The 26,118-nt window shown below is 64.3% G+C and carries 26 protein-coding genes and 1 riboswitch; of the genes, 7 read left to right on the top strand and 19 right to left on the bottom strand.

The window, feature by feature from the left end; all coding sequences use genetic code 11:
* Positions 1-83: 83 nt before the first annotated feature.
* The 4 genes from JJE66_RS08360 (at position 84) to JJE66_RS08375 (ending at position 2,408) form a co-directional block, all read left to right on the top strand.
* Positions 84-923, top strand: coding sequence for a helix-turn-helix transcriptional regulator (locus JJE66_RS08360; protein ID WP_200513757.1), 840 nt, complete (start codon positions 84-86; stop codon positions 921-923).
* 55 nt (positions 924-978) lie between these two features.
* Positions 979-1,338, top strand: a complete 360-nt coding sequence (locus JJE66_RS08365) for a VOC family protein (RefSeq protein ID WP_200513758.1) — start codon at positions 979-981, stop codon at positions 1,336-1,338.
* Between the two features lie 90 nt (positions 1,339-1,428).
* Entirely contained in the window at positions 1,429-1,827 is a 399-nt protein-coding gene (locus tag JJE66_RS08370) for an SRPBCC family protein (protein ID WP_200513759.1), read from the top strand.
* 101 nt (positions 1,828-1,928) lie between these two features.
* The gene (locus tag JJE66_RS08375) at positions 1,929-2,408 is read left to right on the top strand and encodes a hypothetical protein (protein WP_200513760.1); all 480 of its coding nucleotides are present in this window, start codon (positions 1,929-1,931) and stop codon (positions 2,406-2,408) included.
* Here JJE66_RS08375 and JJE66_RS08380 read toward each other — a convergent pair.
* The 3 genes from JJE66_RS08380 to JJE66_RS08390 form a co-directional block, all read right to left on the bottom strand.
* A complete protein-coding gene (locus JJE66_RS08380; protein WP_200513761.1) occupies positions 2,405-3,847 on the bottom strand; it encodes an MATE family efflux transporter in 1,443 nt (480 codons plus the stop codon). The two genes, JJE66_RS08375 and JJE66_RS08380, sit on opposite strands and share 4 nt — an antisense overlap.
* A gap of 166 nt (positions 3,848-4,013) precedes the next feature.
* Positions 4,014-5,066 (bottom strand): hypothetical protein, encoded by a 1,053-nt coding sequence (locus tag JJE66_RS08385; RefSeq protein ID WP_200513762.1) that lies wholly within the window; start codon positions 5,064-5,066, stop codon positions 4,014-4,016.
* A gap of 156 nt (positions 5,067-5,222) precedes the next feature.
* Positions 5,223-6,335, bottom strand: coding sequence for a 2'-deoxycytidine 5'-triphosphate deaminase (locus tag JJE66_RS08390; RefSeq protein ID WP_200513763.1), 1,113 nt, complete (start codon positions 6,333-6,335; stop codon positions 5,223-5,225).
* Positions 6,336-6,444: 109 nt separating this feature from the next.
* A riboswitch (SAM riboswitch) is annotated at positions 6,445-6,524 on the top strand.
* Between the two features lie 70 nt (positions 6,525-6,594).
* Here JJE66_RS08390 and JJE66_RS08395 point away from each other — a divergent pair.
* Entirely contained in the window at positions 6,595-7,791 is a 1,197-nt protein-coding gene (locus JJE66_RS08395) for an O-succinylhomoserine sulfhydrylase (RefSeq protein ID WP_200513764.1), read from the top strand.
* Positions 7,792-7,928: 137 nt separating this feature from the next.
* On the opposite strand, the gene JJE66_RS08400 is transcribed toward JJE66_RS08395, so the two are convergent.
* Genes JJE66_RS08400 through JJE66_RS08410 form a run of 3 tightly spaced genes read right to left on the bottom strand, consistent with a single transcriptional unit; the run spans position 7,929 to position 10,984 of the window.
* Positions 7,929-8,930: an SGNH/GDSL hydrolase family protein gene (locus tag JJE66_RS08400; RefSeq protein WP_200513765.1), complete on the bottom strand. Its 1,002-nt coding sequence runs from the start codon at positions 8,928-8,930 to the stop codon at positions 7,929-7,931.
* 12 nt (positions 8,931-8,942) lie between these two features.
* Positions 8,943-9,713 (bottom strand): SGNH/GDSL hydrolase family protein, encoded by a 771-nt coding sequence (locus JJE66_RS08405; RefSeq protein WP_200513766.1) that lies wholly within the window; start codon positions 9,711-9,713, stop codon positions 8,943-8,945.
* A complete protein-coding gene (locus tag JJE66_RS08410; protein ID WP_200513767.1) occupies positions 9,713-10,984 on the bottom strand; it encodes an OpgC domain-containing protein in 1,272 nt (423 codons plus the stop codon). The genes JJE66_RS08405 and JJE66_RS08410 overlap by 1 nt, the downstream gene beginning before the upstream one ends.
* 168 nt (positions 10,985-11,152) lie before the next feature.
* Between JJE66_RS08410 and apaG the strand changes: the two genes are divergently transcribed.
* Complete coding sequence (gene apaG / locus JJE66_RS08415; protein WP_246756136.1) at positions 11,153-11,557, top strand: Co2+/Mg2+ efflux protein ApaG; 405 nt, start codon at positions 11,153-11,155, stop codon at positions 11,555-11,557.
* 124 nt (positions 11,558-11,681) lie between these two features.
* Here apaG and JJE66_RS08420 read toward each other — a convergent pair whose 3' ends face one another.
* From JJE66_RS08420 to JJE66_RS08430, 3 genes are all read right to left on the bottom strand, one after another.
* Positions 11,682-12,701, bottom strand: coding sequence for an Hsp33 family molecular chaperone (locus tag JJE66_RS08420; RefSeq protein WP_200513768.1), 1,020 nt, complete (start codon positions 12,699-12,701; stop codon positions 11,682-11,684).
* 170 nt (positions 12,702-12,871) lie between these two features.
* A complete protein-coding gene (argF, locus tag JJE66_RS08425) occupies positions 12,872-13,807 on the bottom strand; it encodes an ornithine carbamoyltransferase (RefSeq protein WP_200513769.1) in 936 nt (311 codons plus the stop codon).
* Positions 13,807-15,009, bottom strand: a complete 1,203-nt coding sequence (locus JJE66_RS08430) for an aspartate aminotransferase family protein (protein ID WP_200513770.1) — start codon at positions 15,007-15,009, stop codon at positions 13,807-13,809. Before JJE66_RS08430 ends, argF begins: the two co-directional genes overlap by 1 nt.
* 452 nt (positions 15,010-15,461) lie before the next feature.
* On the opposite strand from JJE66_RS08430, the gene JJE66_RS08435 reads away from it, so the two are divergent.
* Complete coding sequence (locus JJE66_RS08435; protein WP_200513771.1) at positions 15,462-15,974, top strand: GcrA family cell cycle regulator; 513 nt, start codon at positions 15,462-15,464, stop codon at positions 15,972-15,974.
* Positions 15,975-16,090: 116 nt separating this feature from the next.
* Here the strand turns inward: JJE66_RS08435 and phoB are convergent, their stop codons facing one another.
* The 10 genes from phoB to JJE66_RS08485 form a co-directional block, all read right to left on the bottom strand.
* The gene (gene phoB / locus JJE66_RS08440; protein ID WP_200513772.1) at positions 16,091-16,804 is read right to left on the bottom strand and encodes a phosphate regulon transcriptional regulator PhoB; all 714 of its coding nucleotides are present in this window, start codon (positions 16,802-16,804) and stop codon (positions 16,091-16,093) included.
* A 37-nt stretch (positions 16,805-16,841) separates the two neighbouring features.
* Complete coding sequence (gene phoU, locus JJE66_RS08445) at positions 16,842-17,558, bottom strand: phosphate signaling complex protein PhoU (protein WP_200513773.1); 717 nt, start codon at positions 17,556-17,558, stop codon at positions 16,842-16,844.
* 11 nt (positions 17,559-17,569) lie between these two features.
* Positions 17,570-18,391 (bottom strand): phosphate ABC transporter ATP-binding protein PstB, encoded by an 822-nt coding sequence (gene pstB / locus JJE66_RS08450; RefSeq protein WP_200513774.1) that lies wholly within the window; start codon positions 18,389-18,391, stop codon positions 17,570-17,572.
* Entirely contained in the window at positions 18,388-19,233 is an 846-nt protein-coding gene (pstA, locus tag JJE66_RS08455; protein ID WP_200513775.1) for a phosphate ABC transporter permease PstA, read from the bottom strand. The genes pstB and pstA overlap by 4 nt, the downstream gene beginning before the upstream one ends.
* Before the next feature lie 4 nt (positions 19,234-19,237).
* The gene (pstC, locus tag JJE66_RS08460; protein ID WP_200513776.1) at positions 19,238-20,233 is read right to left on the bottom strand and encodes a phosphate ABC transporter permease subunit PstC; all 996 of its coding nucleotides are present in this window, start codon (positions 20,231-20,233) and stop codon (positions 19,238-19,240) included.
* 184 nt (positions 20,234-20,417) lie between these two features.
* Positions 20,418-21,428, bottom strand: coding sequence for a phosphate ABC transporter substrate-binding protein PstS (gene pstS / locus JJE66_RS08465; protein WP_200513777.1), 1,011 nt, complete (start codon positions 21,426-21,428; stop codon positions 20,418-20,420).
* 144 nt (positions 21,429-21,572) lie between these two features.
* Complete coding sequence (locus tag JJE66_RS08470) at positions 21,573-22,871, bottom strand: ATP-binding protein (protein ID WP_200513778.1); 1,299 nt, start codon at positions 22,869-22,871, stop codon at positions 21,573-21,575.
* 33 nt (positions 22,872-22,904) lie between these two features.
* Positions 22,905-23,960: a lysylphosphatidylglycerol synthase domain-containing protein gene (locus JJE66_RS08475; protein WP_200513779.1), complete on the bottom strand. Its 1,056-nt coding sequence runs from the start codon at positions 23,958-23,960 to the stop codon at positions 22,905-22,907.
* A gap of 452 nt (positions 23,961-24,412) precedes the next feature.
* Positions 24,413-24,712 carry a hypothetical protein gene (locus JJE66_RS08480; RefSeq protein WP_200513780.1) on the bottom strand — a complete coding sequence of 100 codons (300 nt, stop codon included), beginning with the start codon at positions 24,710-24,712 and terminating at the stop codon, positions 24,413-24,415.
* A gap of 2 nt (positions 24,713-24,714) precedes the next feature.
* The gene (locus tag JJE66_RS08485; RefSeq protein WP_200513781.1) at positions 24,715-26,109 is read right to left on the bottom strand and encodes an OmpA family protein; all 1,395 of its coding nucleotides are present in this window, start codon (positions 26,107-26,109) and stop codon (positions 24,715-24,717) included.
* Between the last annotated feature and the right edge of the window lie 9 nt (positions 26,110-26,118).

A 26,118-nucleotide genomic window follows, 5' to 3' on the forward strand; every position in this document is an offset into this window, starting at 1 on the left:
GATTGCGCCTTGGGTTTATTTTTGGGCATGATCTTTTCGGAGAACCGCTACACACTTCTCCGGATCATGCCTAGATAGGTGGAATGGATGCAACCACGCTGCTGACGTCACACGCGATGACAGTCTCCGAGTTTCGCTGCGACGCGGGACCGGGCGACAAGCCGTTTGCCGAATGCCGCACCGGCCATTCCATCGCCTATGTCCGGTCGGGAAGCTTCGGCTGCCATTGTCGCGCCGGCTTCTTCGAGCTGGTGGCGGGCTCGCTGCTGGTCGGCGCCCCCGGCGACGAATACACCTGCACGCATGAGCATGTCTGCGGCGACGTCTGCCTGTCGTTCTTCTTCAGCGAGGACCTGGTCGACGCGCTCGGCGGGCGGCGCGAGGTCTGGCGGGTCGGCGCAACGCCGCCGCTGTCCGAGCTGATGGTGCTGGGCGAGCTCGCCCAGACGGCGGCAGATGGCAACAGCGATCTCGGCCTCGACGAGGTCGGCCAGATTCTGGCGAGCCGCTTCATCGAGATGGTCTCGGGCAAGCCGCGCAAGCCCGCGGCCTCGACCGCGCGCGACCGCCGCCGCGCGGTCGAGGCCGCGCTGTGGATCGACGACAACTCACATGCCGAGATCGATCTGGAACAGGCCGCTCGCCTGGCGGATCTGAGCCCGTTCCATTTCCTGCGGCTGTTTTCCAACGTGCTCGGCGTCACCCCGCATCAATATCTGGTGCGCTCGCGGCTGCGGCACGCGGCGCGCCTGCTCACCGAGGACGATATCGCGATCACCGACATCGCCTATGACGTCGGTTTCGGCGACCTCTCCAATTTCGTCCGCACCTTCCACCGCGCCGCCGGCATGCCGCCGACGAAGTTCCGGCAGGCTTCAAAGGGTGAGCGCAAGATTCTCCAAGAGCGGTACGCCCTCAACTGACTAGAGTCGTCTCCGACGCGCGCCATCCGCGGCGCGCTTTGCAATGGAGACGACCATGTATGACCATATCGGACTGCGCGTTGCCGACCTCGACGCCGCCACGCGTTTCTATACTGCGGTGCTGGCGCCGCTCGGCTATGTCCTGTGCTCGAGCGGCGACGGCTATGCCGGCTTCGGGCCGAAGGGCGAGCCGGGGCTCTGGCTGCATCTGAACAAGGGCCGCAAGGCCGACGGCGCGCATATCGCGTTTCGCGCCAAGGACCATGACGCGGTGAAGGCATTTCACAGCGAGGGCCTGAAGAGCGGTGGCAACGACAACGGCGGCGCCGGACCGCGCAAGGATTACAGCCCGACCTATTATGCGGCGTTCCTGATCGATCCTGACGGCAACAATGTCGAGGCGGTTTGCGCGTGAGCGTTGGCCGCGGACACCGTCATTGCGAGGAGCCCGCGCTGGCAATGACGGTGCGCTTGGCAACCACGAAAATCAAGGACACCTCTTCCTATGGCCTCCATCCACAACGACATCCCCCTCCCCGCCTCGGCCCTTGACGTCTGGGATGCGGTGCGCGATTTCGGCGCGCTGCATCAGCGGCTGGTGCCGGGCTTCGTCACGGCCTGCGCGCTCGACGGCGATGCACGCATCGTCACCTTCGCCAATGGCTCGGTGGCGCGCGAGGTGCTGGTCGATTGCGACGAGGCGCGGCAGCGGCTGGTCTATGCGATCAACAGCGAACGGCTGACGCACTACAGCGCTTCGGTGCAGGTGATTGCCGACGGCGAGGCGAGGTGCCGCCTGGTCTGGATCATCGACATGCTGCCGAACGAGCTTGCTCCCTATGTCCAAGGGCAGACCGGCGAAGCCGTAGCCGCCATGCACAGGGCGTTCCCCGCGCTTGCGTGATCTTTCTCACAGAGCGCTCCTCTCCTTGACCGTAACCATGGCTGCGTGCGTCCGGTTGGCCTCGCTCTCCCGGCGACGCCACGCACGCGAGGAGCATTGCCATGAGAGGTGCGGACAAGGTGATCTGCCAGGCAGCCGCCGTGCTGCTGCTGTTTTCGGTCGCGAGCACGCCGGCGAAGGCGCAGTTCCTCGGCGGCGGCGGAGGTGCTGGCGGCGAGGATATGATGACCCAGATGGCGCCGATGCTGGAAATGATGAAGGCGAAGATGGGTAAGCGCCGCTTCGCCATGATGATGCAGACCATGGGCCCGATGATGAGCCGCATGATGGAAAATGACGGCGGCGGCATGGGAGGCCTTGGCGGCCTCGCCGGCGGCAATCACGGCGGCGGGTTCGGTGCGCCCAATTACGGCGGCTACGCGCCGATGGGTGGAGGCGGCTACATGCCGACGGGCAGCGGCGACATCATGGGCATGCTCGGCAGCTCAGGCGGCGGCGACATGATGGCGATGATCCCGCAATTGATGCGGCTCGCCAATGTCGGCGGCGGTGGCGGCCATCGCCGCCACCGGCATCGCTAGTCGACGACTGACAGCACCGGTCGAACAGCCGGCGTCGTCTCACGCGGCCCCCAGCGGGTCAGCACCACGCTGGAGCATGACAGCAGGCCGAGCACAATCATCGAGCTCGCGGCAAGCCAGAAGAAGTTTTGCGCGGTGGCGTCGTGCGTCGACAGCCACCAGCCGGCGGTCGCGATGTAGACCAGTCGCGCGGTCTGCGCCAGCACCGGGCCGATTACCTTGGCCGCGCCTTGCGACGAGAAGTACATCGTCGAGGCGAGGCCGATGAAGGCGTAGAACGGCGCAACCGTCGACAGATATTGATGGCTGGTCGCGCGCACCGTCGCGCTGTCGGTGAAGATGTCGACCCAGAGATCGGGGAACAGCGCGACGAGGCACGCCGGCGCGCCGACGGCGACGAAGGCAGTCGCACCCGCGATCCAGGCGATGCGCCGGGCGCGCGCGATGCGGCCGGCGCCGACCGCCATGCCGATCATCGGCACCGACGCGATGCCGAACGAGAACGCGATCGAGGTCAGCAAAAATTCCAGCCGCGCGCCGATGCCGTAGCCGGCGAGGATTGCGGTGCCGAACTTCGCCAGCATGTGGGTGAAGATCGAGATCGTCAGCACCGATTGCAGCGGCGAGAAGCAGGCGATGGCGCCGACCTTGAGGATGTCGAAGAACATCGCCCACTGAATGCGAAGCCCGCGCAATTTTGGAACGACCCGCGCGCGGCCGGAGAACAGATACCAGCCCATCACGCAGATGTTCATGGAATAGGCGATCAGTGCGCCGGCGGCGACGCCGCGCATGCCGAGCTGCGGCATCGGTCCGAGCCCGAGGCCCAACGTGCCGCCGAGTACAATCTGCCAAACCGCGGAGTTGAGAATCAACAGCGACGGCAGCTTCATGTTGCCGGTGCCGCGCAGGACGCCGGCCATGGTGTTGAGCAGCCAGGGTAGCACCGCACCGCCGAAAAACACCTGCGTGTAGGCGATCGCATGCGCTAGCACATCACCGCGGCCGCCGAGGATCTCGAGCACCCTGGGCCCGAAGATCAGCATGCCCAGCATGAAGACGAGGCCGAAGGTGATGCCGATCAGCAGCGCATGCGCGGCCAGCGTACCGGCGCGCTCGCGATCACCGGCGCCGAGCGCGCGTGCGATGGCCGAAGCCACGGCACCACCCATGGCGCCGCCCGACATGGTCATGGTCAGGATCACCGTCGGAAACACCAGTGCCATCGCGGCCAGCGCTTCCACGCCGAGGCGTCCGATATAGGAGGTCTCCGCGATCACCACGCAGGTGCCGGCCGAGAGCGCGACCACGTTGGGCCAAGCGAGCCCGAGCAACGTACGCAGGATCGGCCCGTCGGTCAGCGCACTCCGCACGGGGCGCGGAGGCGGCGGCAGCGGACGCTCTTGTTCATCGACCGGGATTTCGGCGATGTCGGACATTTCCTCTCCCGGGCACAAGCGCCGTTTGCGGCGCGGCAATGCGTAGGTGTGCCAATAAATTTGTTCGCGCAAAGGGCGCGCGAAAAGCTTGTTAGCACGGCAATTGCCGATTCCTCCTGCGCCGGGCGCAGGCGTGCCCTGCGGCAGCGCATTTCAGCGGGTGGAATTACGCGATGGTCCAGACCAGCGGCGCGCGACCGCCGACCGTCGGACGGAGGTGCACGCCAATGTGCCGGCCGCAACCGGCGGCCAGTCCCTCGAACAATCCCTCCAGCACCTTGGCGCAGGCGCGGTGATAGTCGGCGACGTCATCCATCAATTTCCAGCTCTGCTGGCGGATTTCGAACGTGCCTTCGGATTGAGCGATCTCGGCCGCATCGTCTTGCGCGGCGAACAGCGCGGTGAGGAAGGATGCGAACTCGCTCGGACCACCGCGCGTCGCTGACAGCGCCGCCCCGACCTCGTCGAAATATTGCATGCCAATCAGCTTGCCGGTGAGGTGCAGGAGATAACTGGCGTCCTCCGGGCCGAACAGCTGCACCATCACGGGCGCGGCGGTTCGAACATATTCCATCGCGTAGTTGCGATAGGCTTTTTCGAGCCGCGACTTCGGCCAGCTTGAGACCGGCAGGGCCGGCGCGGTCTTGGCATCGAACGTAGGGGCTTCGAGATGCCGCGCGAACACCAGGCGCTGGTCGAGCTCGAGCGGTTGGTCGTATTGGTGATAATAGCCCTCGAGCCCGTCCTGGCCATCGACGCTCTGTTTGGTGCAAACGAAGCCGAGCCTGGTATCACCGAGTGCTGCGCCGTTGTTGGCGTGCCAGCCGCGCAGCATCGCGCGCGAGACCTCGCCCGGCACGCCGCAGATCGCGGTGCCCTTCCAGATCCAGCGCGGCGGTGGATAGCGGATCCAGGCTTTGCGGTCGCTCTCGTACATGTATTCGACATGCACGCCGCCGATCCAGTTGGAGAGATAATGATATTGCGCAGCCGCCACCGCAGGCGGCAGATGAGCGAGGCCCAGCTTTTCGAGCCCGGGTAGGAAGCGCTCCTGCTGCTGGCGACGAAACACGCGGAAGACGAATTCGGCCGCATCGGCCGTGCCGCGGCGGGTGACCACGGTGAGGATGAGACCCGTGAAGTAGGCGTGATAGAGATCGGCGACCGCGCGCCAGCGCTTCCATTGGGCATCTTGTGCGGAGTCAGCTGCGGCGGTCATGTTCGCTCCCGACTTGTTGTCTTGCGCGAGTGTGTCATCGCGGATGGAGCGACGCAACGGGACGCGATCTCAACAGTAGCCCGGATGGAGCGCAGCGTAATCCGGGTTTGTTGCCACAAGCGACAGAGTCCCGGATTTCGCGAAGCGCAATCCGCGCTACGGAATTACCCGGAAATGCTTGCTCAGCTTCAATCCCTGCGCCTGATAGTTCGAGCCGATGCGCTGGCCGTACATGGCGTCGGGGCGCGCCAGCATCTTTTCGTAGACGAGGCGGCCGACGATCTGGCCGTGCTCGAGAATGAACGGCACTTCGCGCGAGCGCACTTCCAGCACGGCGCGCGATCCTAGCCCGCCGGCGCCGGCATAGCCGAAGCCGGGATCGAAGAAGCCGGCATAGTGCACGCGGAATTCGCCGACGAGCGGATCGAACGGCACCATCTCCGCGGCATAATCGGGCGGCACCTGCACAGCCTCTTTCGAGGCAAGGATATAAAACTCGCCGGGATCGAGGATCAGGCTGCCGTCGGGGCGCGCCGAGATCGGCTCCCAGAACTCTTCGACGGAGTAGCCGGAGCGGCGATCGACATCGACGACACCAGTGTGGCGCTTGGCGCGGTAGCCGACGAAGCCTGAGGCCTTCTCGCCGGAGAGATCGACGGAGACGGCGACGCCGCCTGCGAGATCGGCATCGTCGATATCCACGAGACGCTCGGACGCATGCAGCGCATCGAGCTCGTCGGCATTGAGGATGGCGTCGCCAGTGCGGAAGCGCACTTGGGAGAGACGCGAGCCCTCGCGCACCAACACCGGAAACGTCTTCGGGCTGATCTCGGCATAGAGCGGGCCGTGATAGCCGGCGCCGATCATGTCGAAGCGGCGGGTGCCGTCGGCGATCACGCGGGTGAAGACGTCGAGCCGACCGGTGGAGCTCTTCGGGTTCGCCGCCGCGACGATCTCCGGCGGCAGCGCGAGACTTTCCAGCAGCGGCACGATGTAGACGCAGTTGGTCTCCAGCACTGCGCCGTCGGCGAGACTGAACTCATGCAGCTTCAACTGGTCGATGCGCTCGGCGACGGTCGCGCCGGGGCCGGGCAGGAAGCTCGCGCGGACGCGATAGGCGATGTCGCCGAGGCGCAGATCGAGGCTCGCCGGCTGGATCTGGCTTTCGACGAAATCGTATGCGGGCAGGATGAGGCCTGCCTTCGCCATCGCCGCGATCATGCGGTCGGGCAGGATACCATTGGCGTCGGCGGCAAGCGTGAAACTCAACCGGGGTCCTCGTCAGGGGTCAAATACATCCGGACATGCGGGAAATACCAGCCTTTTACGGCTATCCGATGGACGCCTTGACGGAAAGGCCATTGCGGAATATGAGCATCACTTATCCCGTGGTGATTTGAGCCGGCCGGCTTGCAGCCACGTTAAATAAGTCGCTAAACAGGCCGGGGACCTCTGTGATCCCGGCCCGTGGATATATCCAGGCCGGTTTTTTTGTGACCATTTTCGATGGTCACGCAGAGGAGATCCTATGTCGAAGTCCGCGGCGTCCACCACGCACTACCGTCCCGAAACCCGCCTGGTCCATTCCGGCACCCTGCGCTCGCAATATGGCGAGACGTCGGAAGCGCTGTTCCTGACCCAGGGCTATGTCTACAACAGCGCCGAGGAGTGCGAGGCGCGGTTCAAGGGCGAGGACCCCGGCTTCATCTATTCACGCTACTCGAACCCGACGATCGCGATGTTCGAGCGCCGCATGATCGAGCTCGAAGGCGCCGAAGCCGCCCGCTCGGCAGCAACCGGCATGGCTGCCGTGACCACGGCCATCCTGGCGCCGCTGAAAGCCGGCGATCATGTCGTCGCGTCGCGGGCGCTGTTCGGCTCGTGCCTCTACGTCATTCAGGATCTGCTTCCCCGCTATGGCATCGAGACCACGCTGGTCGACGGAGCCGATCTCGACCAGTGGCAGCGTGCCGTGAGGCCGAACACCAAGACGTTCTTCCTGGAGAGCCCGACCAATCCGACGCTCGACGTGCTCGACATTCCTGGCATTGCCGAGATCGCACACGGCAGCGGCGCGCGGCTCGTCGTCGACAATGTGTTCGCAACCCCGATCTGGCAGAGCCCGCTGGCGCTCGGCGCCGACGTCGTCGTCTACTCCGCGACCAAGCACATCGACGGCCAGGGCCGCTGCCTCGGCGGCATCATCCTGTCCTCCGAAGCCTTTATCGCCGAGCACATCCACAATTTCATGCGCCAGACCGGACCGTCGATCTCGCCGTTCAACGCCTGGGTCCTGCTCAAGGGCCTGGAGACGCTCGGCGTGCGCGTGCGTGCGCAGACCGATACCGCGGCGCGCATCGCCGACGTGCTGGCCAGCCATCCGAAGATTTCGCGGCTGGTCTATCCCGGCCGCGCCGATCATCCGCAGGCCGCGCTGGTGAAAAAGCAGATGCGCGGCGGCTCGACGCTGGTCGGCTTCGAGGTCAAGGGCGGCAAGCAGGGCGCGTTCCGCGTGCTCAACGAGCTCAAGCTCGCGAAGATCTCCAACAATCTCGGCGACGCCAAGAGCCTCGTCACGCATCCGGCCACCACGACGCATCAGCGGCTGAAGCCGGAGGATCGCGCCGCGCTCGGCATCAGCGAGGGGTTCATCCGCTTCTCGGCTGGGCTCGAGCATGTGGATGATCTGATCGAGGATCTGACGGCGGCGCTGGAGAAGGCGTAAGGGTGGAATTGTAGGGTGGGTTAGCCCCGCGGATTGCGCGAAGCGCAAACCGCTGGGCGTAACCCACCAACTTCGTTCCGCATTCGCTGAAGCATGGTGGGTTACGGCTTCGCCTAACCCACCCTACGGCATCGATCCTACATCGGCCGATACGTCCGTACATCCGCGGGCACATTCACGCCGAGCTTGATCTGGCCGACGGAGTGGATGATGTCGTCGCCGAGGAGCTGGGCGAAGCAGGCGTAGCCCCAATCGTTCATGTGCAGGCCGTCGGCGATGACGAAACTCTCGACCGGGAGAGCCTGCTTCTCGTGCCAGTCGCGCATCACCTCGAAGCGCGGGAAGATGCCGACGTGACGAAGCGCGGCGACCTTGCCGAGCAGCTTCACCATCTTGTTCGCGCTGTCGGCGCGCTGGGTCACCTGCGGCGAATATTGCGGATCGACCAGCACGACGTCGGCGCCGCCGCCGCCAGCCTGGATGCGGGCGACGCCATCCTCGACCATCTTGGCAGTGTCGCCGGGATCGAGATTGCGCAGTACGGCATTGGTGCCGACCTGCCAGATCACGAGATCCGGATGCACGTCGATCACCTCCGTCTGGAGGCGCTTGATCATCTCGGGCGCGTCCTCGCCGCCGACGCCGGCGTTGATGACAGTGATGTTCGCGGTCGGATATTGCCGGCGCAGCTGCGCAGCGAGACGGTTCGGATAGTTGAAGTCGGGTGAGCTCGCGCCATAGCCTGCCGTCGACGACGAGCCGAACGCGACGATGACGACGGGCTGGCCGGCAATGAGCTTGGTCGCAACGTGCGGCAGCGAGCCCATTGTCTTCGAGCCGCCCTTCGGCGCCAAACAGGGCACGCGGCTGAAGATGTCGCCGGCGGATTTCGCCACCTGCTTCACCTTGTCGATGGCGCGCGAGGTCAGGCCGCGCTGCTCGGTGGCCGGCTGGCTGGTCGCGGCGACGGTGGTCTGGGACGGTGATGCCGGCGCGGGATTAGCCGCCTGCGGAGCGGGCGTCGCTTCGGCTGCTTGCGCGTGAGCAGGTGCCCGCAACACAGGCGTCAGCATCAGCAGCGCCGCCGCTGCGGGCGCGGCCAGCCATGTCGACAGGCCAAAAGGGCGGAGAGAACTCATTTACGCTAGACCTCAATTTTGCTGCTCGGCCGGCCCCAGATGGGCAGCGTCGATCACGAACTGTGCCAACGCCCGGCCGATGCAATCATGGACCTGTTTCGCGAGTTCAGGGCCGCGGGAGGGGCTGAACAGGTCGAACTGACCCTGATCATTCCATTGCCGCATCATCGCGAAACGGTCGAACAGCGGGACATCATGCTCCTGCGCCACCACCCGCATATTGTCGAGATAAGGCGGCGCCGAGATCATGGTTTCAGTACGCGGGCTGTACTGTAAATTCATCAAGACGACGTCAGCTCCTGCATTTTGCAACGCAGCGACCCCTTCGGTCACGGCGCCGCGGAAATCGTCGGGATCGATGGAGCGGATAGCATCCACGGTCCCGGTCTGCCAGATAACCAAAGTAGGCGTTTTTGCTTCCATCAGCTTAACGAAGGTGGAGGCGGCTTCTTCCGCCGTCTTCTTGCTCTGTATTTCTACGGAGACGTGCACCGCCTCCGACGACGACAGCTTGTCCTTCAAAATGGCCTGCATCCGCGCCGGATAGGAGCTGTCTTCCGACGATGGAATGGTCGTCGAGCGGCTGCCGATCACCAGGATCTCGAGCGGTTTGCCGGCCTTGACGGTATCGGCGACCTTGTGGAGCTGGCTTTCGGTGGTGAGCAGATAGGACGGCAATTCGCAGGCTGCGGGGGCGGCAGGCACGGCGTCGCCCGCGCGCGCCGGTGGCGCGGCGAGGCCACCGCACAACAGGATCAGGCTCAGGAGAACCTTCGCCTTCATCAGCCCCCTCCCGCCATATCGGCGTTGCCGACGGCGATTTTGGGTTTCGCACCGCTCTTGTCAGCTACGCGCTTGTACCACGAAATCACCCATGCCATCGCCCACATGATCAGGATTCCGGAGAGACTGATCAGCGCATGCATGGCTGGGCCGCCGGAGACCTCGGCCAGGATGAAATGGCCCGCAAAGGCCAGGAAGACACCGAGGCAGAAGATCTCCAGCGAATGCTGGCCGCACAGGATCAGCGGCCGCAACCACGGCGATTTCAGGCCCGGCCACTCCCGTGGCAGGAAGCGCACGGTGAGCGCAGCCAGCGCCAGGAAATGCGTGAAGCGCAGCACGTCGAGGTCGGTCTTGTCGATCGGATACATCCATTGTTCGAGCCGCTTCGGCATGAACTGCGAGAGCTGCGGCACGTACCAGGTCAGCGTTACGTAGAACGCGGCGACGATATAAGCGATCGAGATCCACATCGTCACGGGCGAAGCCAGAATGCGCGACATGCGTCGCGCACCTCCGAGCGCACACCATGCACCGAACACGAAAAGCAATTGCCAGGCCAAAGGATTGAACGCCCAGAATCCGTTCGGATAGGCCGAGAAGTAAAGGTCGAACTCCCAGGTCGCCGCGTAGAGTACGGTCGATATCGCGAGCGTGACGTCAGGCTTCCACTTCATCGACCACAGGATCAGGGGCAGCGCCAGCATGAGCACGATATACAGCGGCAGCACGTCCATGTTGACGGGGCGGAAGCGCAACAACAGCGCCTGCACGATGGTGACGTCGGGCTGCTTGAGGAAGTCCATGATCCCCATCTCTTCGGTGTAGAGGGGGTTCTCGAAGCTGGTTGCGACGTAGGAGATCTCGGCGAGGAAGATCGTGAACAGGAAGACGTGGGCGACATAGATCTGCCAGACCCGCCGCAGGATGCGCGCGGTGGCGATGAGGAAGCCGTTTTCCAGCATCGCGCGGCCATAGACGAAGGCGGCGGTGTAGCCGGAGATAAAGATGAAGATCTCGGTGGCGTCGCTGAAGCCGTAATTGCGGATCGTGAACCAGGTCAGCCAATTCGGCGGCAGATGGTCGATGAAGATCAGCCACAGCGCCAGGCCGCGGAACAGGTCGAGCCTGAGCTCGCGCTCGCCGATGGCGGGCAGCGTGATGGCCGGCGCGGCGACGCGCGGCTTCGCACCCACGGGTTTGGCTTCCGCAGGCTTGGTACCCGCGGTTCCCGCGATCGTCGATCCCGTCACTTGGTCGGCAATGGTCATCGGGGCCCAAAAACCCTTCCGCAAATCGCGACGTATGAGGAGTGTACCGGTCCGGTCGCCGCCTCGCAAAGCCGCCGGATCACATCTGGGAGTACTTCCCTGTCAATTCTGGCGGCACGATGTCCCGCAAGCGGGCTCAAGCATTTGGTTCCCGGCCAGGATTTCGTTATGATGGCAATCATGTACCGCGCCGTGACCCGCCAGATCGAAGTGACCGTCGAGCCGAATTTTGTTCCGGAGCAGTCGTCGCCCGACCGCTCGCGCTATTTCTGGTCCTACACCATCGTCATCACCAACTCCGGCGACGAGACCGTGCAGCTCAAGACGCGGCACTGGATCGTCACCGACGCCACCGGCCGGCAGCAGGAGACCAAGGGCGAAGGCGTGGTCGGCGAGCAGCCGACCTTGGCCCCCGGCGAGCGCTTCGAATACACCTCCGGCGTGCCCTTATCGACCGCCTCCGGCTTCATGACCGGCCGCTACCAGATGGTCAGCGAAAGCGGCGAACGCTTCGAGATCGACGTGCCGACGTTTTCGCTGGACAGCCCGGACAACAAGCGGGTGTTGAACTAGGGGCTGGTGCAGAGCACAGCTGCCTCCCCACGTCATTGCGAGCGCAGCGAAGCAATCCAGACTGCCGCCGTGGAAAGATTTCTGGATTGCTTCGCTGCGCTCGCAATGACGAAGAATGGAGCGTTTACGCGCCTTCCACGCCTGCCTCGTCCGGCGTGAACTCGTACACCGAGCTACAGAACTCGCAGGTCACGACGACCTTGTCGTCCTTGACCATGGCGGTGCGGTCGTCCGGCGAGAAGCTCTTCAACATCGCGGCGACCGCGTCGCGCGAGCAGGAGCATTGCGCTTTCAGAACAAGCGGATTGAACACGCGCACGCCGCGCTCGTGGAAGAGGCGGTAGAGCAGCCGTTCGCCGGAGAGATCGGGATCGATCAGCTCGACGTCCTCGACGGTTTCGATCAACGAACGCGCTTCGACCCAGGCATCGTCTTCAGCGACGCTGTGAACTTCAACGCCCTCCGGCGCATCGCCGGGATGTAGATCGGCCTGCCGCGCGCGCTCCGGCGCCTTCGGCAGGAATTGCATCAGCATGCCGCCCGCGCGCCAGCGATGCTTGCCGCCGTCGCTCGAGCGCCACTCCTCGCCGACCGCGAGGCGCACGCGCGTCGGGATCTGCTCGGAGCGCAGGAAATACTCGTGGGCGGCGTCTTCCAGGCTGCCGCCGTCGAGCGCGACCAGGCCCTGGTAGCGGCTCATGTCGGGACCCTGGTCGATGGTCATGGCGAGATGGCCGTGGCCGAGCAGCGTGCCGGAGTGCATGCCGGAATCCTTGGCCTCGCCAAGGCGCGCGGCATCGAACCGCGCATAGGCGCGCAAGCGATCCGGCGCGTTGTAGTCCACGACCAGGAACGACACCGGACCGTCGGTTTGGGCCTGGAGGATGAAGCGGCCCTCGAATTTCAGCGCCGAGCCGAGCAGCGTCGTCAGTACGATGGCCTCGCCGAGCAGCTTGCCCACGGGCGCGGGATAATCGTGCTTGGTCAGGATCTCGTCGAGCGCAGGACCGAGCCGGACGAGCCGCCCGCGCACGTCGAGCGTGTCGACTTCATAGGGCAGCACGGCGTCGTCGATCGGAACCGCGGATGGCGCGCGAACCGGGCCCTCTGGCCCGGTTTTCATGTCAGGGGATTGAGAAATCATGGCGCGTTATCTGGGGTCGGAGGGTGGAAATTGGAAGAGCAACGCCCACATTCCGTCGTTGAAACGACGGCCTGCGTAGCCCGGATGGAGCGCTGCGTAATCCGGGCCCACATCCCCTCGCAGAAACAAACCCGGATTTCGCTGCGCTCCATCCGGGCTACAGGCAGGGGTTACTTCACCGCGTCAAAACACCAGGCCAAAATGCCCTTCTGCGCGTGCAGGCGGTTTTCGGCCTCGTCGAACACGACCGATTGCGGGCCGTCGATCACCTCGTCGGTGACCTCCTCGCCGCGGTGGGCCGGCAGGCAATGCATGAACAGCGCGTCGGGTTTTGCCAATGACATCAGCTTGGCATTGACCTGGTAAGGCTTGAGCACGTTGTGGCGGTGCTCGCCTTCCTTGTCGCCCATCGAGACCCAGGTGTCGGTGACGACGCAGTCGGCGCCCTTCACGGCCGCCTCGGCATCAGTGCCGAGCACGATCGGCGCGTTCGTCGCCTTGATCCAGTCGCGCATCACTTTCTTCGGCGCGAGCTCCGGAGGCGTTGCGACGTTGAGCTTGAACTTGAATCGCTCGGCGGCATGGGCCCAGGACGCCAGCACATTGTTGTCGTCACCGGTCCAGGCCACGGTCCTGCCTTCGATCGGGCCGCGATGTTCCTCGTAGGTCATGAGATCGGCCATCACCTGGCAAGGGTGCGAGCGACGCGTCAGGCCGTTGATGACGGGCACGGTGGCGTAGGCCGCAAGCTCCAGCAGCGCCTCGTGATTGAGGATGCGGATCATGATGGCGTCGACGTAGCGCGACAGCACGCGCGCGGTGTCGGCGATGGTCTCGCCGCGGCCGAGCTGCATCTCGGCCCCGGTTAACATGATGGGCTCGCCGCCGAGCTGGCGCATGGCGACGTCGAACGACACGCGCGTACGCGTCGACGGGCGCTCGAAGATCATCGCCAGCGTCTTGCCTTCGAGCGGCCTGACCGGCTGATGCGCCTTCTGCTTCGCCTTCATGGCGGAGGAGGCCGCCAGCATGCTCTTGAGCTCCGACAGCGGCAGCTCGTTGATATCCAGGAAGTGCTTCGGAGTCTTATCGGGTCCCTTGCTCATCAGCTTGCCGCCCGCTTGTTGTCCGATAGCGCAGTGCAGGCGCGTTCGAGCCGTCCAACGCTGTCCTCGAGCTCGGCCTCGGTGACGATCAACGGCGGCAGGAAGCGCACGACATTGTCGCCTGCGCCGACGGTGAGCAGCTTTTCATTGCGCAGCGCCGCGACCAGGTCGCCCGACGGCACCACGGCCTTGATGCCGATCAGGAGCCCTTCGCCGCGCACTTCGCTGACGATTTCGGGATGACGGTCGATCACGGAGGCGAGCTTCTGCTTCAACAGCAGCGACATCTTCTGCACGTGGTCGAAGAAGCCGGGCTCGAGCATGACGTCGAGCACGGCGTTGGCCGCCGAGATCGCCAGCGGATTGCCGCCGAAGGTCGAGCCGTGCGAGCCGGGCCCCATGCCGGAGGCCGCGTCCGCGGTCGCCAGCACCGCGCCGATCGGAAAACCGCCGCCGAGCGCCTTGGCTAGCGACATCACGTCAGGTGTGACGCCGGTGCGCCTGTAGGCGAAGAGATCGCCGGTACGGCCCATGCCGGTCTGCACCTCGTCGAACGCGAGCAGCAAGCCCTTCTCGTCGCAGAGCTGGCGCAGCGCCTTCAGAAAGGCGGGAGCCGCCGAACGCACGCCGCCCTCGCCCTGGATCGGCTCAATCAGGATGCCGGCGGTCTGCGGACCGATTGCTTTCTTCACGGCCTCGATGTCGCCATGCGGGATCTGGTCGAAACCGTCCATCGGCGGACCAAAACCCTCGAGATATTTTGCAGCTCCCGTCGCGGCCAGCGTCGCCAGCGTGCGGCCGTGGAAGGCGCCTTCGAAGGTGACGATGCGGTAACGTTCCGGATGCCCCTTGGAGAAGTGATGATGGCGGACCAGCTTGATCACACCCTCCAGCGCCTCGGCGCCGGAATTACAGAAGAATACGAAGCCCGCGAAGCTCTCGTTGCAGAGACGCGCGGCGAGCTTCTCGCCATCCGGGCTCTGGAACAGGTTCGACATGTGCCAGAGCTTGGTCGCCTGCTCCTGCAGCGCCTTGACCAGCGCGGGATGGGCATGGCCGAGCGCATTCACCGCCACACCCGAAGTGAAATCGAGATAGCGATCGCCATTGGTCGCGATCAGCCAGCAGCCCTCGCCGCGCTCGAAACCGATGTCGGCCCTGGCGAAAACGGGGAGCAAATGCGGCGCGGCGCTGTTGGTCATGACGGTCTCTTGGATGTTTCGGACGGCCTGAACGTGCGTTGCGCAGCGCATCATTTGGTCCGGAAAACGAAACGTGCCGCCTTTTAAGGGCGGCACGTGTCACTATCTTATGCTTGGCACCACGGGTGTCAATGCCGCCCGGAAAGCCTCGCGAAACGATGATTCCGTAGTCTTGCGGTAGCGATTTTGCGGGTTTTTGGCCACGGAACATGTGGAAGCGAGTCGGCGGACTCTTGCGCGCGAGTCACGCCATATTGTAGCGTTTGGCTTGTCAGATACGACATCTCGTGCAGCGGTTCTGATCCCAAGAGTCCTCATGTACCGGCGTAAACGTTCGGGCGTCTCATTGCGCCCGGCGAGCCTTAAGGGATTCTGACGGCACGGGTTTTTAGAAGCTTAGGCATTCGTTGTGCCGCCCCAGAATGGCAGGCGCCGGCGAAGGAAAGGGTGCAATGACGGTTTTGACCTGGTCAGATGATCGCGTCGAGCAGCTTAAGAAGCTCTGGGAGGCCGGACTTTCGGCCAGCCAGATCGCGGCCGAGCTTGGCAATGTGACCCGCAACGCCGTAATCGGCAAGGTACACAGGCTCGGCCTCTCCGGTCGCGCCAAGAGCCCGTCTTCGGCTGCTCCGCGGCCGCGCAAGGTGCGTCCCGCGCAGCACATGATGCGGGTGAGCCGGCCGATCGCGCGCGGCAACACCGCGCTGGCGCAAGCCTTCGAGGTCGAGGTCGAGGCCGAGCCGGTCACCTACGACAACGTGGTGCCGATGAGCCAGCGGCTGTCGCTGCTTGAACTGAACGAGGCGACCTGCCACTGGCCGGTCGGCGATCCCTCAAGCCCGGATTTCTTCTTCTGCGGCGGCAAGGCGCTCTCCGGCCTGCCCTACTGCGCCCAGCACTCGCGGGTTGCGTATCAGCCGGCATCGGACCGCCGGCGCGCGCCGGTGAAGCCGGGCCCGCGCTGAGTTCAGCGAATACTATCGAGAAGGTCGTCCCGGCCTGGTGCGCAATTGCGCACGGGGGGCCGGGATGACAACGGAGGGTATGGCGGCACTCGTCGATTCAGACCGCCGAAATCACATCAACCCGACGCCTGCTCGGCCTTCGCAAACCGATCATCGAGCGCATAGCCCGCGCCGCGGACGGTGCGGATCGGGTCCTGCTCGCGGCCGAGATTGAGCAGCTTGCGCAGGCGGCCGATGTGCACGTCGACGGTGCGCTCGTCGATGTAGATGTCGCGGCCCCAGACGCTGTCGAGCAGCTGCTCGCGCGAGAACACGCGGCCGGGATGCTCCAGGAAAAACTCCAGCAGGCGATATTCGGTCGGGCCAAGATCGATCGGCCGGCCCGAGCGCGCCACGCGACGCTTCTCGCGATCGAGCTCGATGTCGCCGAAAGCCAACACGGTTGCGAGCCGCTCGGGGCTTGCGCGCCGGAGCAGGCCCTTCACGCGCGCCAGGAGCTCGGGCACCGAGAACGGCTTGACGATGTAATCGTCGGCGCCGGTCGCCAGTCCCCGCACCCGCTCGCTCTCCTCGCCGCGCGCGGTGAGCATGATGATCGGCAGCTGCTTGGTATCCGACCGAGTACGCAGCCGGCGGCACAGCTCGATGCCGGACAGCCCCGGCAGCATCCAGTCGAGCACGATCAGGTCGGGGATATGCTCCTTGAGGCGGGTATCGGCGTCGTCGCCGCGCATCACCGTCTCGACGTCATAGCCCTCGCCTTCGAGGTTGTAACGAAGAAGCTCGGTCAGAGCTTCCTCGTCTTCAACCACCATAATGCGTGCGCCCATCGGGTCGTCGCTCCTTACGTGTTCAGGTATCGCGTATTCAGGTATTCGGGATCGGCGCGGCGAAGGTCGTCATGTCGCCCTTCGGTCGCTTGTCGGTCATCGCCTGACCCTCGATCATGTAGAACACGGTTTCGGCGATGTTGGTGGCATGGTCACCGATCCGCTCGATGTTCTTGGCGCAGAACATCAGGTGGATGCAGAACGAGATGTTACGCGGATCCTCCATCATGTAGGTGAGGAGCTCGCGGAACAGCGAGGTGCAGATGGCGTCGACTTCCTCGTCGCCCTTCCATACCGCCATCGCGGCCGGCAGATCATGCGCGGCATAGGCATCCAGCACCGACTTGACCTGCTGCTGCACGAGGTCGGTCATGTGCTCGAGGCCGCGGAACAGTTTGAGCGGATGGAAATCCGTCTCCAGCGCCGCGACGCGCTTGCCCATGTTCTTGGCGAGGTCGCCGATCCGCTCGAGGTCGGTGGCGACGCGCATGGCGCCAACAATTTCGCGCAAGTCCACCGCCATCGGCTGGCGGCGGGCGATGGTGAGCACGGCGCGCTCCTCGATCTTCTTCTGGAGTGCGTCGATCTCCGCGTCGGTTGCGACCACGCGCTGGCCCAGCGCGACGTCGCGGCGAATCAGCGCATCGACGGAATCGACGATCATGCGCTCGGCGAGGCCGCCCATTTCCGCGACCGCCCGGGTGAGTTCCTGGAGGTCGGTATCGAAGGCCTTTGCGGTATGTTCAGAACCCATGTCCCGTCTCCTCAGCCGAACCGGCCGGTGATGTAATCCTGCGTGCGCCGATCGGTCGGCGACGTGAAGATCTTGCTGGTGTCGTCGAATTCGATCAGCTCGCCGAGATACATGAAAGCGGTCTTGTCGGAGACGCGGGCCGCTTGCTGCATGTTGTGGGTGACGATCGCGATCGTGTAGCTCTCGGACAATTCCTGGATCAGCTCCTCGACCTTGGCGGTCGAGATCGGGTCGAGCGCCGAGCAGGGCTCGTCGAACAGGATCACCTCGGGCCGCACCGCGACGGTGCGGGCGATGCAGAGGCGCTGCTGCTGGCCGCCGGAGAGCGACAGGCCGGAAGCGTTGAGCTTGTCCTTGACCTCGTTCCACAGCGCGCCGCCGCGCAGCGCCTTCTCGACGCGGTCGTCCATCTCGGACTTGGAGATCTTCTCATAGAGGCGGATGCCGAAGGCGATGTTCTCGTAGATCGTCATCGGGAACGGCGTCGGCTTCTGGAACACCATGCCGACGCGAGCGCGCAGCAGATTGAGATCGAGCTTGGGGTCGAGGATGTTGGTCTGGTCGAGCATCAGCTGACCGGTGACGCGCTGGCCCGGATAGAGGTCGTACATCCGGTTGAAGATGCGCAGCAGGGTCGACTTGCCGCAGCCCGACGGCCCGATGAACGCCGTGACGCGGTTGGCGCCGAGCACCAAATTGATGTTCTTCAGCGCATGGTGCTCGCCATAATAGAAGTTGAGGTTGCGCACGGTCACCTTGGCGGGCGCCTCCGGCAGCACTGGCGCTTGCGGCAGTCCACCGGCCGCGCTCATCGATACGGAAAGATCACTCATTTTGCGGTCCTCTCGGCGCCAAGGATGCGCGCACCAATATTAAGGGCAAGAACGGTCAGCGTGATGAGCAGCGCCCCGCTCCAGGCCAACTGCTTCCAGTAGGCGTAGGGGCTCTGCACGAAGTTGTTGATGGTGACCGGCAGGTTCGCCATCGTCTTGGTCAGGCTGAGGCTGAAGAACTGGTTCGACAGTGCGGTGAACAGCAGCGGCGCGGTTTCACCGGCGACGCGGGCGGTGGCCAGCAGGACGCCGGTGATCAGGCCCGAGCGCGCCGAGCGATAGGCGATCCGCTTGATCACCAGCGAGCGCGGCAGACCGAGCGCCGAGGCGGCCTCACGCAGCGCGTTCGGCACCAGCAGCAGCATGTCCTCGGTCGTGCGCAGCACCACCGGGATCACGATGACGGCGAGTGCGAGACAGCCGGCGAATGCCGAGAAGCCGCGCATTGGCACCACGACCGCGCCGTAGATGAACAGGCCGATGATGATCGAGGGCGCCGAGAGCAGGATGTCGTTGATGAAGCGGATCACCGAGGTCAGACGGTCGTTGCGGCCGTATTCGGCGAGATAAGTACCGGCGAACATGCCGAGCGGTGCGCCGATGCCGACTCCGATCACGGTCATGATGACCGAGCCGACGATGGCATTGAGCAAGCCGCCTTCGGTCGATCCGGGCGGCGGAGTGCTTTGGGTGAAGACCTGGAGCGTCAGCCCGGTCACGCCGTTGTAGAGCAACGTGATCAGGATCAGTGCGAGCCAGGTCACGCCGAAGGCCGCGGCGGCGAAGCAGAGGCCGCGGATGACGATGTCCTTGCGGCGGCGGCGTACATAGATCGGGTTCATGGCGTTACTTCCCCGCCTTCTTTTCCAGCCGCAACAGCATCAGACGCGCCGCAGCCAGCACGAAGAACGTCAGAACAAACAGCAGCAAACCAAGCAGGATCAGGCCGGATTGATGCAAGCCGTCGCTCTCGGCGAACTCGCTGGCAATCGCGGCCGAGATCGTGGTGCCCGGAGCGAAGATCGAGGACGAAATACGGAACGAATTGCCGATGATGAAGGTCACCGCCATGGTCTCGCCGAGCGCACGGCCCAGCGCCAGCATGACGCCGCCAATGACGCCGACGCGGGTGTAGGGAATAACCACGCTACGGACGACTTCCCAAGTGGTGCAGCCAACTCCGTAGGCCGCCTCTTTCAACACCGGCGGCACCGTCTTGAAGACGTCGACGGAGATCGCGGTGATGAATGGCAATACCATGATCGCCAGGATCAGCGCCGCGTTGAACAGACTCAGATAGGACGGCGGGCCGGCGAAGATCGCGCCGAGCACGGGAATGCCGTCAAAGATCTTGATCATGAAGGGCTGGAAAGTGTTGGCCAGGAACGGGCCGAGCACGAAGAAACCCCACATGCCATAGATGATCGAGGGGATGCCGGCGAGCAATTCGATGGCAATGCCGATCGGCCGGCGCAGCCATTGCGGGCAGAGCTCGGTCAGGAAGATCGCGATGCCCAGCCCGACCGGAATTGCGATCAGCATCGCAATCAGCGACGTGACCAACGTGCCATACATCGGCGTGAGCGCACCGAGCACCGGCGGATCCGCGGAAGGGGCCCAGCGCTCGGTCAACAGGAACGAAAAACCGAACGCCTTTGCCGCCGGCCACGCGCCGATGATCAGGGAAATGATGATGCCGCCCAAGATCAGCAGCACTGAAATCGCGCTCACGCGCGTAATCCAGTAGAATGTGAGATCGCCCAGCCTGAAGGCGCTCAACGCCTTGGCGCGATCGTACGGTCCGGCGGCTTCCAAAACCTGCGAGTCGCTTTGTACGGTCATCTCTGCCACGCCCGAGCCCCTTACTCAATCTACCTGTTTTTTGCTGGATCGATCTGGTCGCCCGGATGCGGCGCTACGACTGTCGTGCGTCGCATCCGGATCGATCGCTCTTTGCGGGCAAGCCCCCCGGAGACGGCGGCGGCGCATCACGTTCGCCGCGGTCCCCGGGGAAAGCTTTTCGCAATCAGCTCTTGATGTCCGCCGACCAGGTCTTCTCGATCTGCTTGATCACCGGCTCGGGCATCGGGATGTAGTCGAGGTCCTCGGCCATCTTCGCGCCCTTATCGAAGGAGAACTTGAAGAACTTGAGCGCGTCCTGGACGGCCGCCTTGTCGGTCGCGTCCTTGTGGATCAGGATGAAGGTCGAGGCCACGATCGGCCAGGACTTGTCACCCGGCTGGTCGGTCAGGATCAGGTAGTAGCCAGGCGCATGTGCCCAGTCGGCATTCGAAGCCGCGGCCTGGAAACCCTCGTTGGTCGGCTGCACAGCCTTGCCGGCCTTGTTGACCAGCCCGGTATAAGTCAGCTTGTTCTGCTTGGCATAGGCATACTCGACGTAACCGATCGAGTTCTTGGTCTGGCCAACGTTGGCGGAAACGCCCTCGTTGCCCTTTGCGCCGACGCCTGCCGGCCATTCGACGGCGGTGCCGGAACCGACCTTGGACTTCCAATCCGCGCTGACTTTCGCCAGATAGTCAGTGAAATTGAAGGATGTTCCAGAAGCGTCCGAACGATGCACGATCGAGATCGCCGCCGAGGGCAGAGTGACCTTCGGATTGAGCTTCTTGATCGCAGGATCGTCCCACTTGGTGATCTTGGCCTGGAAGATGTCGGCAAGGGTCTGACCGTCGAGCATGATGTCGCCGGGCTTCACACCGTCGATATTCACCACCGGAACGATGGCGCCCATGATCATGGGCCACTGCGCAAGACCGTCCTTGTCGAGCTGATCCGACTTCAGCGGAGCGTCGGTGGCGCCGAAGGTCACGGTCTTGGCCTGTACCTGCTTGATGCCGGCACCCGATCCGATCGACTGGTAGTTCACGACTCCGCCGGTATCCTTCTTGTACGCGTCAGCCCACTTGGAAAGAACCGGGAAGATGAAGCTGGAACCTGCGCCCGTAATATCGGCGGCGTAAGCCGACGACGATGCGGCGACCAAGCCAGCAGCGACGATAGTTTTGATGAAATTCATGCTGGTCTCCATACAGGGGAGCGAAGCGCCATCCGCGCCCGATCGCGCTCCCCGTGCCGCCCCTTTAGGAGCGGTCGGCTGTGCTTTTACGAAGGTTTCGTGACAGTCGGATGACGGAGCTAAGCAACTGAAATCGCGGTTGTTTTAGACTGGAACCGCAGGCCTGGCCTGGGGAAAACATGCGGTGAAAGTGGCGCCCTGTCTGGGCACGCTTTCGATCAAAAGCCGTCCGCGATGACGGTTAAGAATATGTTTCACCAGCGATAATCCCAATCCGGTTCCGCCCTGAGAGCGGCTGTCGCCGACGTCCACCCGGTAGAAGCGCTCGGTCAGGCGCGGCAGGTGCTCGGGCGCGATGCCGGGGCCGAAATCGCGCACCAGGACCCGGATTTCCTGAGCTCCATCAGTGGCCGTGCCTGATGTCAGCGACACGATGACGCGTCCGCCCGAGGCGCCATATTTGAGCGCGTTCTCGATCAGATTCTCGAACAGGCGCAGCAGTTCCTCACGATCACCCGCGATCATCACCGGCCCTTCCGGCAAATGGGTCTCGACCTCGACCTGGCGTTCCCGGGCCAGCGGCTCGAGCCCGTCGGCGACCTGGAAGATGATCGGCAGCAGGTCGACCAGGGTATCCGGCCGCACATGGGCCGACAGCTCCACCCGCGACAGGGACAGCAGATCGTCGATCAGGCGCGCCATGCGGGTCGCCTGGTTGTGCATGATGCCGAGGAAGCGCTCGCGCGCCTTGGGATCGTCCTTGGCCTGGCCCTGGAGCGTATCGATGAAGCCGGAGAGCGCAGCCAGCGGCGTGCGCAATTCGTGGCTGGCATTGGCGACGAAGTCGGCGCGCATCTCCTCGACCCGGCGCAGCGGCGTCTGGTCGTGGAAGGTCATCAGCATGCATTTGTCGGCGCCACCGAAATTGGTCGGCACCGGCACCGGGGTGATGATCAGCTCCATCCAGCGATCGACCGGCACATGGTCGAGATAGGTCGCGCGCCGTGGCTCGGTGGTCGCAATCGACTCGCGAAGCGCCGTGATGATCTCCGGGGAGCGCAGCGCGAACTGGGCGAGTTCGTTCCTGCGCAGCGCCGGCGCGAGCTGGGCGGCCGCGGCATTGAGATGGATGACGCGGCCGGCGCGGTCGAGCAGCACGGCCGGATCCGGCATGCCGGCGACCACCGCGGCCACTGCCGCGTTTTCGACCGGATTGACACGGCGGGTGTCCTCGCGCGAGGCGGCGGTATCATGCAGCCGCCAGGGGATCAGCGCAGCGGCCGCGATGCAGAGGAACACAGTCGCCGCGCGCACCACCGACAATTCGCCGAGCGACACGACCACCGACAGCGCCAGCGCTGCGGCGATCAGGATGATGGTCGAGTGCCGCAGCCGGTCGGACCATGGCTGGGCGGAGGGAGACGAGGGAGCGTCGATCGCCATCGGGGCGGGCTTCTCCTTAAGGGCTTGTGCCGGTCAGACGCCGCTGTCTCTACGCTCTCTCACATAGGCGGCTTCAGGCGGTGGGCCTGGATCGAGCTTGAGCGCCGCCTGCTGCAGGCGCTTCGATCGGGCGCCGATGATAACCTCGCGAAACGTCAGCAAGATTACAGATATGACGAAGGGCGACAAATAATAGAGGACGCGGAACAGCAGCATACCGCCGAGCAGTTCCTCCCGGTCCATCTGCCAGAGGCCGACCAGCATGGCGGCGTCGAACACCCCGAGCCCGCCGGGCGAATGGCTGGCGAAGCCGAGCAGCGTCGCCGAGACGAAGATCACCGCGACCACGACGAAGCCGAGATTGGGCTCGTCCGGGACCAGCACGTACATCGCGAGCGCGCAGAAGCCGAGATCGATGATGCCGATCGCGATCTGCAACAGCGTCAGCGGGCCGCCCGGCAGCACCACGGTCCAGGGACCGCGGCCGACCGCACGCGGCTGGGTCCAGACCCAGACCACATAGCCGACCAATGCGGCGAGGATCATCATCGCGATCGTCCGGTTCAGCCAGGGCGGCAGCTGGTCGATCGCAGTGGCCGCCTCCGGATGATAGGAGATGCCGAGGCCGAGCACGGCGGCGTTGCCGAGCCAGAAGGTGAGGCCGGCGAGGAAGCAGATCTTGGCGACGTCGATCGCGTTGAGGCCATAGGCGGAATAGATGCGATAGCGCACCGCACCGCCGGTGAAGACGCTGGCGCCGACGTTGTGCCCGATCGAATAACTGGAGAAGGCCGCGAGCGCGTTGATGCGATAGGGCACGTGGGAATGGCCGATCGCGCGCACGGCGAACAGATCGTAGAAGGTCAGCGTGAAATAGCCCGCGGCGACAAACAGCGCCGCCATCGCAATCTGGCGCGGCTCGGTGCTCTTGATCGCTTCGATCACCTCGTTCATGTCGATGCCGCGCAGCATGTGGTAGAGCACATAGCAAGCGATGCCGATGACCGCGATGCTGATCACAACTCCAAGCTTATGCAGGATTTGCTTCTGGCGCAGAACCGACATCGCCCTGCGTATGGCTTCCAGCATCTAGACCTCGAACAACGCTTCAGCGGCCAGGGTGGCCGGCGAACGGGCGAACGACGCACTGGCACTCAACGACCCCTCGCCGCCGGCTCCGGCATCGCGCATGCCCCCCGCCCTTCCACTAGCGCGTTTTGCGCCGGAGTGGAATTCGCCAATTCGAACAAAAACACGTGCTTTCAGTATTTTAGGCAGGGTTGCGGGCTCCTGATGCACGGTTTGGCGCTTTCGGCGGCAAGGCTGAGGCGAATCTCCATGGCAATCCTGCGCAGGGGCCATGAAGTTTTGATGATTTCGGCTGCACAATGTTCCGTCACGCCTTAAGCCGAAATCAATCTATAGGCCGCATCCGCCTGTTGTAAGAGGGACACCCGCAGCGATTGTGCAAGGATTTTCCGATAGGCCAAAAGCCGGGAGCGCCGCGCCCTCATTCCCAACGGTCAGGGTGCATGGCAACATCACAGAGCCGCAGGCTGGCTGCGCGAGACCACCCAATAGCGCAGCCACGCACCGATGGTGCAGCCGACGAGGTAGCAGGCGAACATGATCAGGCCGAGATCGAGCCAGTAGCCGAAACGACCCGGGACGACATGCGCAAACGAAGCCGCAACCAGTCCCGCAACGAGCACGGCGAGCCAGCGCGCGGTCGTCTTCGAGGTCCCGTTGCCGCGCTGGACCACGGAAATCCAGCCCATGCAAAAGCCCAGCAGCAGCGAGCCGATCAGCCAGCCCATATGGAACGAGACGAGATAGGGCATCGTCACCTCACCAGAAATTCGATGCGGCGGTTTTGCGCCTTGCCGTCGTCGGTGTCATTGCCGGCGACGGGCTGCGTGCTGCCATAGCCGACCGCGGTGAAACGGTCAGCCGGCAGGCCGGCCTTGACCAGATAGTCGATCACCGATTGCGCGCGCTTCTCCGAGAGCGCCTGGTTGAAAGCGTCTTCGCCGTCGGAATCAGTGTGGCCGGCGACCTCGATATTGCTGGTGGGACAGCGCAGCGCGGTCTCGATCAGATGGTCGAGAATGCCGGCGGAATCAGGATCGATGTCGGCGCGCTTGGATTCGAAGCGGATCTTGCCCTTGGCCAACAGCTCCGAGAACAATTGCTGGCAGACGGTGCCGTCGACCGGCCCTGCCGCGGGCTTCACCGTGATCTCGGGTTTGTATTGCCAATTCTTCGGAAAGTCCTTGCCGAGACCCGCACGGATCTCATTCGCAGCACCTTCGTACAGCGCATCGCCCGACAACTTGACCTCGCGATCGGACACGACGAGTGTGCCGGTCGACAGCCGCGACAGCGCGCCGAGCGCTGCGACCACGGCGATGTTGAAGGAGGTGGGCGCGCCGATGCTGGCCTTCAGATTGTCGACAACCTTCTCGTTGAAGAGTTTTCGCGACACGCTGGTCGCGATGTTGGCGTGAACGTTGTTGTCGGGCACGTAGCCGGTCAGCGTCACGGTGGCCGCGACCGGATCCTTGTAGGCCTGGAAGATGTAAGGCGGCGCCTTGATCTCGTTGGCGGCGATCGAGAAGCCCTCGGGGAGGTTCTTCAGCGCGGCTGCGATCGCCTCGCGGCCGCCGAGGTCGCGCGCCATGCCCGACAGATTGACCTTGGTATCGGTGATCGTGATCTTGCCGTCCTTGAGCTTGCCGATCTGGTCGAGCAGCAGCATCGCGGCGGCCTCGAACCGCGGCGGCGCACCGCGGGCCAAGCCCATCTGATCGGCCACCTCGACGCCACCGACCTCCTTGCGCGCGGCCTCCGCCAGCCGGTCCTTCATCGACGGCAGCGGCGCGGAGCCCGACAGCGTCACCCGCACCACGTCGCGCTCGGCGTTCCAGACGAAGGGTTTTGCTTCGGGAGCCAGCCGGGTGGCATCGTCGACCAGGCGCACGCCGGCAACATTCTCGACCGCCATGACCGCGTCGCGGCGGCCCTCCTCGGAGAAGGCGTCGGCCGCCAAGCTGACGTCGCGACCGTCGACCGCGATCCGGGTCTTGTCCAGAACGGTGTCCTTGAGTGCGGCGGAACTGCGAGCCGACAGGTCAGCCTCGACCGGCAAGGTGTCATTCCAGGCCGCAAATCCCCACATGACGGCGAGGGGGATCAACCCCGGCCACCATTTGCTGGCCCACCTGAAAAGCTTCTGCATTCGACGACC

The sequence above is a fragment of the Bradyrhizobium diazoefficiens genome (assembly GCF_016612535.1).
In the GTDB taxonomy this organism is placed as follows: domain Bacteria; phylum Pseudomonadota; class Alphaproteobacteria; order Rhizobiales; family Xanthobacteraceae; genus Bradyrhizobium; species Bradyrhizobium diazoefficiens_C.

What these genes read in the sequence shown, in the direction of transcription:
- JJE66_RS08360 (WP_200513757.1), top strand. Translation starts at nt 84, where the DNA reads ATGGATGCAACCACGCTGCTGACGTCACACGCGATGACAGTCTCCGAG.
- JJE66_RS08365 (WP_200513758.1), top strand. Translation starts at nt 979, where the DNA reads ATGTATGACCATATCGGACTGCGCGTTGCCGACCTCGACGCCGCCACG.
- JJE66_RS08370 (WP_200513759.1), top strand. Translation starts at nt 1,429, where the DNA reads ATGGCCTCCATCCACAACGACATCCCCCTCCCCGCCTCGGCCCTTGAC.
- JJE66_RS08375 (WP_200513760.1), top strand. Translation starts at nt 1,929, where the DNA reads ATGAGAGGTGCGGACAAGGTGATCTGCCAGGCAGCCGCCGTGCTGCTG.
- JJE66_RS08380 (WP_200513761.1), bottom strand. Translation starts at nt 3,847, where the DNA reads ATGTCCGACATCGCCGAAATCCCGGTCGATGAACAAGAGCGTCCGCTG.
- JJE66_RS08385 (WP_200513762.1), bottom strand. Translation starts at nt 5,066, where the DNA reads ATGACCGCCGCAGCTGACTCCGCACAAGATGCCCAATGGAAGCGCTGG.
- JJE66_RS08395 (WP_200513764.1), top strand. Translation starts at nt 6,595, where the DNA reads ATGTCGAAGTCCGCGGCGTCCACCACGCACTACCGTCCCGAAACCCGC.
- JJE66_RS08400 (WP_200513765.1), bottom strand. Translation starts at nt 8,930, where the DNA reads ATGAGTTCTCTCCGCCCTTTTGGCCTGTCGACATGGCTGGCCGCGCCC.
- JJE66_RS08405 (WP_200513766.1), bottom strand. Translation starts at nt 9,713, where the DNA reads ATGAAGGCGAAGGTTCTCCTGAGCCTGATCCTGTTGTGCGGTGGCCTC.
- JJE66_RS08410 (WP_200513767.1), bottom strand. Translation starts at nt 10,984, where the DNA reads ATGACCATTGCCGACCAAGTGACGGGATCGACGATCGCGGGAACCGCG.
- apaG (WP_246756136.1), top strand. Translation starts at nt 11,153, where the DNA reads ATGATGGCAATCATGTACCGCGCCGTGACCCGCCAGATCGAAGTGACC.
- JJE66_RS08420 (WP_200513768.1), bottom strand. Translation starts at nt 12,701, where the DNA reads ATGATTTCTCAATCCCCTGACATGAAAACCGGGCCAGAGGGCCCGGTT.
- argF (WP_200513769.1), bottom strand. Translation starts at nt 13,807, where the DNA reads ATGAGCAAGGGACCCGATAAGACTCCGAAGCACTTCCTGGATATCAAC.
- JJE66_RS08430 (WP_200513770.1), bottom strand. Translation starts at nt 15,009, where the DNA reads ATGACCAACAGCGCCGCGCCGCATTTGCTCCCCGTTTTCGCCAGGGCC.
- JJE66_RS08435 (WP_200513771.1), top strand. Translation starts at nt 15,462, where the DNA reads ATGACGGTTTTGACCTGGTCAGATGATCGCGTCGAGCAGCTTAAGAAG.
- phoB (WP_200513772.1), bottom strand. Translation starts at nt 16,804, where the DNA reads ATGGGCGCACGCATTATGGTGGTTGAAGACGAGGAAGCTCTGACCGAG.
- phoU (WP_200513773.1), bottom strand. Translation starts at nt 17,558, where the DNA reads ATGGGTTCTGAACATACCGCAAAGGCCTTCGATACCGACCTCCAGGAA.
- pstB (WP_200513774.1), bottom strand. Translation starts at nt 18,391, where the DNA reads ATGAGTGATCTTTCCGTATCGATGAGCGCGGCCGGTGGACTGCCGCAA.
- pstA (WP_200513775.1), bottom strand. Translation starts at nt 19,233, where the DNA reads ATGAACCCGATCTATGTACGCCGCCGCCGCAAGGACATCGTCATCCGC.
- pstC (WP_200513776.1), bottom strand. Translation starts at nt 20,233, where the DNA reads ATGACCGTACAAAGCGACTCGCAGGTTTTGGAAGCCGCCGGACCGTAC.
- pstS (WP_200513777.1), bottom strand. Translation starts at nt 21,428, where the DNA reads ATGAATTTCATCAAAACTATCGTCGCTGCTGGCTTGGTCGCCGCATCG.
- JJE66_RS08470 (WP_200513778.1), bottom strand. Translation starts at nt 22,871, where the DNA reads ATGGCGATCGACGCTCCCTCGTCTCCCTCCGCCCAGCCATGGTCCGAC.
- JJE66_RS08475 (WP_200513779.1), bottom strand. Translation starts at nt 23,960, where the DNA reads ATGCTGGAAGCCATACGCAGGGCGATGTCGGTTCTGCGCCAGAAGCAA.
- JJE66_RS08480 (WP_200513780.1), bottom strand. Translation starts at nt 24,712, where the DNA reads ATGCCCTATCTCGTCTCGTTCCATATGGGCTGGCTGATCGGCTCGCTG.
- JJE66_RS08485 (WP_200513781.1), bottom strand. Translation starts at nt 26,109, where the DNA reads ATGCAGAAGCTTTTCAGGTGGGCCAGCAAATGGTGGCCGGGGTTGATC.